Genomic DNA, 7295 nt, shown 5'->3' with positions numbered 1-7295 from the left:
GCCCAGGACGACCGCGCCCCGCTGCCCGCTGCCAAGCAGGCCGGTGACATCACCTACGTGACGGGCGGCGTGGCCTATGAAGAGGTGCCGGCGTTCAAGGACGCCAAGCGCGACTACCCGCTCGCGATCGAGATCTACGAGAAGGCCGGCGCGAAGAACCAGTTCACCGCCGACACGCAGGTCAAGCTGATCGACAAGGAAGGCGACGTCGTGTTCGACGCGCAGGCAGACGGCCCCTACATGCTGGTGAAGGCACCGGCGGGGCAGTACAAGATGGAAGCCACGCTGAACGGCAGGACCGTCACGAAGCAGGTCACCGTGAACTCGCGCGGCACGGCCAATCCGGTGGTGGTGTTCCCGCAGGGCACCGACTGACCCACGCAGCGCGTTCACTGCGCTGACGACGGCTCCGTCATCAGCGCGGTGTAGCGGCGCTGCATCTCGTCGGGCGTGAGTTGCTCGATGCTGTGGCCGATCAGCCATTCGTGGCCGAACGGATCACGCAGCTTGCAACTGCGCTCGCCATAGAACTGATCGGTCGGTGCCATCAGCACGGTGGCCCCGGCCGACACCGCTTGCTCGAGCACCGCGTCGGCGTTGTCGACGTGCAGGTGCACGCTGGCGTAGCTGGTGGAACCTCCTATGGGCGGCGCTTCGATGCCGTATTCGGGGAACGCGTCCGACAGCATCAACACCGACGGACCGAGTTCCATCTCGGCGTGCCCGATGCGCCCCGACGGCTCGGTCAGGCGGAACAGCTCCTTCGCACCGAAGGCCTGCGTGTAGAACGCGATCGCCGCGGCGGTGTCGCGCACGCGCAGGTAGGTGAACACTTCATGGATCATCGCGGGCTCCTTGGGGTCATCGGGCCGAAGCGTAGGGGTCCGCCCGGTTCGCTGTCTTGAAGATTTTTTCCGCGGTGTGGCTGGCCTGGTCCGGTGCGAGCGGCTGATAGGCCGTCGGCGTGAGCCCCGAGAAGCTGCGGAACTCACGCACCAGGTGGGCTTGGTCGGCATGGCCTTCAGCGAGCGCGAGCGCTGTCCAGTCGATCGGCGTGCCCGAGGTTCGGCAGCGTGCAGCGATCTGCACGATGCGCTGGAACCGGGCGATCCGCAGGTAGCGCTTGGGCGTCAGCCCGACGCGTTGCGAGAACTCGGCGATGAAGCGCTTCGGCGACCAGCCGAGCGCGCCCCGCACCTCGGCAACGCTGTGCGGCACCGAGCCCTCGAACGCTTGCAGGGCCCATGCGATCGGCGCATCGGCAGCGTGCTGCGGCGCCCGGTGCAGGCGCGACAGCAGCCAGGCTTCCAGATGACGCAGCCGCGCGCCCGCGCCGTGCAAGGCCTGCAGACGGTCGCGCAACGCGGCCGCCTCGGGGCCCCACAGCTCGTCGGGCGTGGCGGGCGTCGACAGTTCCGTCAGCGGCACGCCGAACAGTGYCGCGGCCCCGCCGGCCCGGAAATGCACGCCGACCACCGAGGAGGGCTCACCGGTCTCGCGAAAGAAGGGCAGCTGCTGCGGCGCCTGCACAATGCCGCCGGAAAAGCGTCGGCCCTGCAGGTCATCTGCCGACGCGAAGCGGTTCAGGTGGGTCTGCCGCAGCGCGATGATCAGGTCGGCCCGGCCGGTCGGCAGGTTGCGCTCGCGCGCATGCGGCATCGCGCCGCGCTCGCTGGCCCACAGCACATCGACGAACGCGTCGAGCGGCGGGGCGGGGGTGTGGCGCACGAACATGCGCCGCACCATAAGCCCTCACAGGCTGGTGCGCAACTTCCAGATCTCGGGGAACAGCACCACGTCGAGCATCTTGCGCAGGTAGCCCACGCCGCTCGTGCCGCCGGTGCCGCGCTTGAAGCCGATCACGCGCTCCACCGTCGTCACATGGCGGAAGCGCCAGAGGCGGAACGCATCTTCCAGGTCGGTCAGCTCCTCGCCGAGCTGGTACAGGTCCCAGTGCTGCTGGGGCGCGCGGTAGGCCACCAGCCACGCCTGCTCGACGGCATCGTCGCTCACGTACGGCTGCGACCAGTCGCGTTCCACATGCGAGGCCGGCACCGGCAGCCCGCGCCGCGCCAGCAGCCGCAGCGCCTCGTCGTACAGCGACGGCGCGCGGTACGCCGCCTCGACACGCGCCAGGATCTCCGGCGTGTGCGCATGCGGCTTCAGCATCGCCGCGTTCTTGTTGCCCAGCATGAACTCGATGCAGCGGTACTGCCAGCTCTGGAAGCCGCTGCTGTTGCTCAGGTACGGCCGGATCGCCGAGTACTCCGGCGGCGTCATCGTCGCGAGCACGTCCCACGCATGCACCAGCTGCTCCATGATGCGGCTCACGCGCGCCAGCATCTTGAAGGCGGTGCCCAGGTCGTCGCTCGCGACGCGCTGCACCGCCGCGCCCAGCTCGTGCAGCATCAGCTTCATCCACAGCTCGCTGGTCTGGTGCTGCACGATGAACAGCATCTCGTTGTGTTCGGGCGACAGCGGGTGCTGCGCGTTCAGCACCTCGTCGAGGTGCAGGTAGTCGCCATAGCTCATGTCGCTCGAGAAGTCGAGCTGCGCACCTTCCTCGCGGACGATCTTCTCGCCGTCGGTGTTGCCGGATTCGTGATGCGGGCAGCTCATGTCACCGCCGCGCGCTGGTTGAAGCGGGCCTGCTGCCACTCGCCGGTCTGCAGCACCTGCACCAGGTGCTCCACCGCCTCCCACACGTCGACGAAGCGCGTGTACAGCGGCGTGAAGCCGAAGCGCAGGATGTCGGGCGCGCGGAAGTCGCCGATCACGCCGCGCGCGATCAGTGCCTGCATGATCGGGTAGCCGCCGTCGGCACGCGCGAAGCTCGCCTGGCTGCCGCGCTGCGCCGCATCGCGCGGCGTCTGCAGCGTGAGCCCGTGGCCGGCGCAGCGCGCCTCCACCAGCGCGATGAACAGCTCGCTCAGCGCGATCGACTTGCGGCGCAGCGCCGGCTGCCCGCCGAGGGCTTCGGCGGCGAGCATCGTGTCGACGCCGCATTCCAGCGCGGCCAGCGACAGCACCGGCGGCGTGCCGCAGATGAAGCGGCCGATGCCGGCGGCGGGGTGGTAGTCGGGCGTGAACTGGAACGGCGCCGCATGGCCGAGCCAGCCCGACAGCGGCTGCCACAGCTGCTCGGCGTCCATGCGCGCGGTGATCGTCGGGTGCACCCAGACGAAGGCCGGCGCGCCGGGCCCGCCGTTCAGGTACTTGTAGCCGCAGCCCACCGCGAAGTCGGCCGCGCCGGCACGCGGGCCGCTGCCCTTCAGGTTCACCGGCACCGCGCCGGCCGAGTGCGCGAGATCCCACACCACCAGCGCGCCCGCGGCATGCACCGCGAGGTTGGTCTCTTCCATGCGGTGCATGCGGCCGCTGCGGTAGTTCACGTGCGTCAGCATCAATACCGCGAGGCGGTCGTCGATCAGCGCCGGGATCTCGTCGGCCTCGGCCAGCACCAGCTCGAAGCCGCGCTGCCGCGCCAGGCTCTCGGCGATGTACAGGTCGGTCGGGAAGTTGAAGCGCTCCGAGACGATGCGCTTGCGGCCCGGCGTGTCGCGCTGCGCCAGGTCGAGCGCGGCCGACAAGGCCTTGAACAGGTTCACCGAGGTCGAGTCGGCGACGATCAGCTCATCGGGCCCGGCCCCCAGCAGCGAGGCGATCTTGTTGCCGATGCGCTGCGGCAGGTCGATCCAGCCGGCGGTGTTCCAGCTCTTGATCAGGTCGCGGCCCCATTCGGCGGTGGCGACCTGCTGCACGCGGGCTGCGGTGGCGCGCGGCAGGGCGCCGAGCGAATTGCCGTCGAGGTAGATCACGCCGTCGGGCAGGTCGAACAGCGCGCGCAGCGGCGCCAGTTCATCACGGGCGTCGAGCGCCAGGCAGTCTTGTCGTGTCGTCATTCGGGAGGTCTTTCAGAGTTCTCGCAACACCGCGCGCACCGGCGAGGCACAGGCCAGCATCAGCTTCAGCGGCAGCGCGATCAGTTCGTAGTCGCCGGCCGGCACGTCGTCGAGCACCAGGTTCTCCAGCACGCGCAGATCGCGCGCCAGCAGCTGGTGATGGCTGTCCAGCGTCTTGCTGTCGGCCGGGTCGACCGACTGGCTGTCGATGCCCACCAGCCGCACGCCGCGGTCGGCCAGCCAGACGATGGTCTCGGGGGCGAACGAGCTGAACTCGGGCGACCACGCGGTCGGCGCCTTCAGCACGCTGCGCACCAGCACGCGCGGTGGCAGGTCGGCGGCGAACGGCGCCAGGTGCTCCGGCCGCACCAGCGGGCCGACGCCGATCGCGTGGATCACGCGGCAGCGGCCCAGGTACGGCGCCAGGTCGACCGCGCCGATGGCCGGCGCATCGTCGCCGTAGTGCAGCGGCGCATCGGCGTGCGCGCCGATGTGCGGCGACATCGTGATCGCGCTCAGGTTGACCGGGCAGCCCGGGCCGATGCGCGCGGTCCAGGCCTGCGAGTAGGCCTCGTCGCCGGGGAACAGCGGCGAGTCGGGGGCGATGGGTGGGGAGATGTCCCAGAGCTTTTTCACGGCCGGAACAGTAGCACCGCCGTTGGCGTCGTGGTGTCGGTTATTTCAGACATCCCGTCGTGGCCAATAAATGCTTGACACCTGAAATATCAAGCTCTAAATTTCATCGGCCCGGCGATTTCCGCCGTGGCGCTCCGGAGATCACGCACATGCGCATCGCCTGCATCGGCGGCGGCCCCGCGGGCCTGTACTTCGCGCTGTTGATGAAGAAGCAGGACCCGTCGCACGAGGTCACGGTGATCGAGCGCAACCGCGCCGACGACACCTTCGGCTGGGGCGTCGTGTTCTCCGACCAGACGCTCGGGGCCGTGCAGCGCAGCGACCCGAAGAGCGCGGCGCAGATCCTCGATGCGTTCAACCACTGGGACGACATCGAGGTGCACTTCAAGGGCGAGGTAGTCCGCTCGTCCGGCCATGGCTTCTGCGGCATCGGCCGGCGCAAGCTGCTGAACATCCTGCAGGACCGTTGTGCCGAAGAGGGCGTGCGGCTGCGCTTCGAGACCGAGTGCAGCGACGACACCGCGCTCGATGCCGACCTCGTGATCGCCTGCGACGGCCTGAACAGCCGCATCCGCAGCCGCTACGCCGCCACCTACGAGCCCGATGTCGAAACCCGGCTGTGCCGCTTCGTCTGGCTCGGCACGCGCAAGCGCTTCGATGCGTTCACGTTCGCGTTCGAGCGCACCGAGTGGGGCTGGTTCCAGGTGCACGCCTACCGCTTCGATGCCGACACCTCCACCTTCATCGTCGAGGCGCCCGAGCCGGTGTGGCGCGCCGCGGGCCTGGCCGACATGGGCAAGGAAGAGAGCATCGCGTTCTGCGAGAAGCTGTTCGCGAAGATCCTGGACGGCCATGCGCTGATGTCGAACGCGGCGCACCTGCGCGGCTCGGCGCAGTGGATCCGCTTCCCGCGGGTGGTCTGCAAGCGGTGGGTGCACCACAATGGCCGCGCGCCGGTCGTGCTGATGGGCGACGCGGCGCACACCGCGCATTTCTCGATCGGCTCGGGCACCAAGCTCGCACTCGAGGATGCGATCGACCTGGCGGCGGCGATCGCTGCGCACCCCGGCGCCCTCGACCAGGCCCTGGCCGCCTACGAGGCGCAACGCAGCATCGAGGTGCTGAAGATCCAGAACGCGGCGCGCAACTCCACCGAATGGTTCGAGAACGTCGAACGCCATGCGCGGCTCGACGCACCGCAGTTCGCGTACTCGCTGCTGACGCGCTCGCAGCGCATCTCGCACGAGAACCTGCGGCTGCGCGATGCGGCCTACGTCGGCGGCTACGAACGGTGGCTGGCGCAGCGCGCCGGGCTCGACGGCACGCACACCGTGCCGCCGATGTTCACGCCGTTCACGCTGCGCGGCGTGACGCTGAAGAACCGCGTCGTCGTCTCGCCGATGGCGCAGTACAGCGCGGTCGACGGCGTGCCGGGCGACCACCACCTGGTGCACCTGGGGGCCCGGGCGCTGGGCGGCGCGGGCCTGGTGTTCGCCGAGATGACCTGCACCTCGCCCGATGCGCGCATCACGCCGGGCTGCCCCGGGCTGTACACCGATGCGCAGATGCGGGCGTGGCAGCGCATCGTCGATTTCGTGCACCAGGGCAGCAGCGCGAAGATCGCGATGCAGCTGGGCCATGCCGGCGCGAAGGGCTCGACACGCGTGCCGTGGGATGGAGAAGACCTGCCGCTGGCCGAAGACAACAGTGAGGGCAACTGGCCGCTGATCTCGGCCTCGCCGCAGCAGTACCTGGACGGCGTCAGCGCGTGGTCGCGGGCGATGACGCGCGACGACATGGACCGCGTCACTGCCGATTTCGTCGCGGCGACGAAGCGTGCCGCGCAGGCCGGCTTCGACTGGCTGGAGCTGCACTGCGCGCACGGCTACCTGCTGTCGTCGTTCCTGTCGCCGCTGACCAACCAGCGCACCGACGGGTATGGCGGCGAACTGGCGAACCGGTTGCGCTACCCGCTGGAGGTACTGATGGCGATGCGCGCGGCGTGGCCGGCCGACAAGCCGCTGTCGGTGCGCATCTCCGCGCACGACTGGGTGCCGGGCGGCACGACGCCCGACGATGCGATTGCCATCGCGCGGGCGTTGAAGGCGGCCGGTGCCGACCTGGTCGACGTGTCGTCCGGACAGGTCAGCCCGCAGCAGCGGCCGGTGTACGGGCGCATGTACCAGACGCCGTTCGCCGAGGCGATCCGCAACGAGGCCGGCATCGCGACGATGGCGGTCGGCGCGATCTTCGAGGCCGACCATGTGAACGGCATCATCGCGGCCGGCCGCGCCGACCTGTGCGCGATCGCGCGGCCGCACCTGGCGAACCCGGCCTGGACGCTGCTGGAGGCCGCGAAGATCGGCCATGTCAACGGCGTCGGGGCCGACTGGCCGCGGCAGTACGTCGCGGGGAAGTCGCAGCTGGAGCGCAACCTGGAGCGCGAGCGGGCGATGGCGGCGCAGACGGCGGGGCTGTCGGCGCAGGAGCAGGCGAACCTGGCGCAGGGGGTGTGATGGGGATGGACGGCTTGCACGCGGTGGTGACCGGCGGCGGCAGCGGGATCGGTGAGGCGATCGCGGCGGTGTTGCTGGGACAGGGGGTGCACGTGACATTGATGGGGCGAGATGAAGCCCGGTTGCTGGCGGCACGGGCGCGCTTGGCGGGCAGGGCTTCGACAGGCTCAGCCCGAACGGATTCCCCCCCGTTCGCTCCGGCTCCACCCCCGTTCGCCCTGAGCTTGTCGAAGGGTCGGGC

Annotated in this window: 8 protein-coding genes; 3 read left to right on the top strand and 5 right to left on the bottom strand. The window is 69.8% G+C overall.

Annotated elements, in window-relative coordinates:
* Window positions 1-375 (top strand): carboxypeptidase regulatory-like domain-containing protein (locus tag AC1D15_RS12630; protein WP_477826241.1); only part of this gene is annotated, 375 nt, incomplete at its 5' end.
* A 14-nt stretch (window positions 376-389) separates the two neighbouring features.
* Here the strand turns inward: AC1D15_RS12630 and AC1D15_RS12625 are convergent.
* From AC1D15_RS12625 to kynB, 5 genes are read right to left on the bottom strand one after another with little or no spacing between them, the layout of a single operon-like run.
* On the bottom strand, window positions 390-845 hold the full coding sequence (locus tag AC1D15_RS12625; protein ID WP_477826240.1) for a VOC family protein: 456 nt from the start codon (window positions 843-845) through the stop codon (window positions 390-392).
* Between the two features lie 16 nt (window positions 846-861).
* The gene (locus AC1D15_RS12620; RefSeq protein ID WP_477826239.1) at window positions 862-1734 is read right to left on the bottom strand and encodes a DUF6597 domain-containing transcriptional factor; all 873 of its coding nucleotides are present in this window, start codon (window positions 1732-1734) and stop codon (window positions 862-864) included.
* Between the two features lie 18 nt (window positions 1735-1752).
* On the bottom strand, window positions 1753-2619 hold the full coding sequence (gene kynA / locus AC1D15_RS12615; protein WP_477826238.1) for a tryptophan 2,3-dioxygenase: 867 nt from the start codon (window positions 2617-2619) through the stop codon (window positions 1753-1755).
* A complete protein-coding gene (kynU, locus tag AC1D15_RS12610) occupies window positions 2616-3902 on the bottom strand; it encodes a kynureninase (RefSeq protein WP_477826237.1) in 1287 nt (428 codons plus the stop codon). Before kynU ends, kynA begins: the two co-directional genes overlap by 4 nt.
* 12 nt (window positions 3903-3914) lie before the next feature.
* Entirely contained in the window at window positions 3915-4538 is a 624-nt protein-coding gene (kynB, locus tag AC1D15_RS12605) for an arylformamidase (RefSeq protein ID WP_477826236.1), read from the bottom strand.
* Between the two features lie 149 nt (window positions 4539-4687).
* Between kynB and AC1D15_RS12600 the strand changes: the two genes are divergently transcribed.
* Together AC1D15_RS12600 and AC1D15_RS12595 are read left to right on the top strand one after the other, a co-directional pair.
* Window positions 4688-7054, top strand: a complete 2367-nt coding sequence (locus tag AC1D15_RS12600; protein WP_477826235.1) for a bifunctional salicylyl-CoA 5-hydroxylase/oxidoreductase — start codon at window positions 4688-4690, stop codon at window positions 7052-7054.
* On the top strand, window positions 7054-7295 hold a 242-nt coding region (locus tag AC1D15_RS12595), incomplete at its 3' end, for an SDR family NAD(P)-dependent oxidoreductase (RefSeq protein WP_477826234.1). The genes AC1D15_RS12600 and AC1D15_RS12595, both read left to right, overlap by 1 nt.

It is taken from the genome of Rhizobacter sp. P2_H2 (assembly GCF_056403375.1).
Note: the sequence above shows the minus strand (reverse complement) of the source record. Positions and strands in the feature narration are given on the sequence as shown.

Bases quoted from the DNA above. Each gene is read 5' to 3' on its own strand.
- AC1D15_RS12625 (WP_477826240.1), bottom strand. From the start codon at position 845: ATGATCCATGAAGTGTTCACCTACCTGCGCGTGCGCGACACCGCCGCG.
- kynA (WP_477826238.1), bottom strand. From the start codon at position 2,619: ATGAGCTGCCCGCATCACGAATCCGGCAACACCGACGGCGAGAAGATC.
- kynU (WP_477826237.1), bottom strand. From the start codon at position 3,902: ATGACGACACGACAAGACTGCCTGGCGCTCGACGCCCGTGATGAACTG.
- AC1D15_RS12600 (WP_477826235.1), top strand. From the start codon at position 4,688: ATGCGCATCGCCTGCATCGGCGGCGGCCCCGCGGGCCTGTACTTCGCG.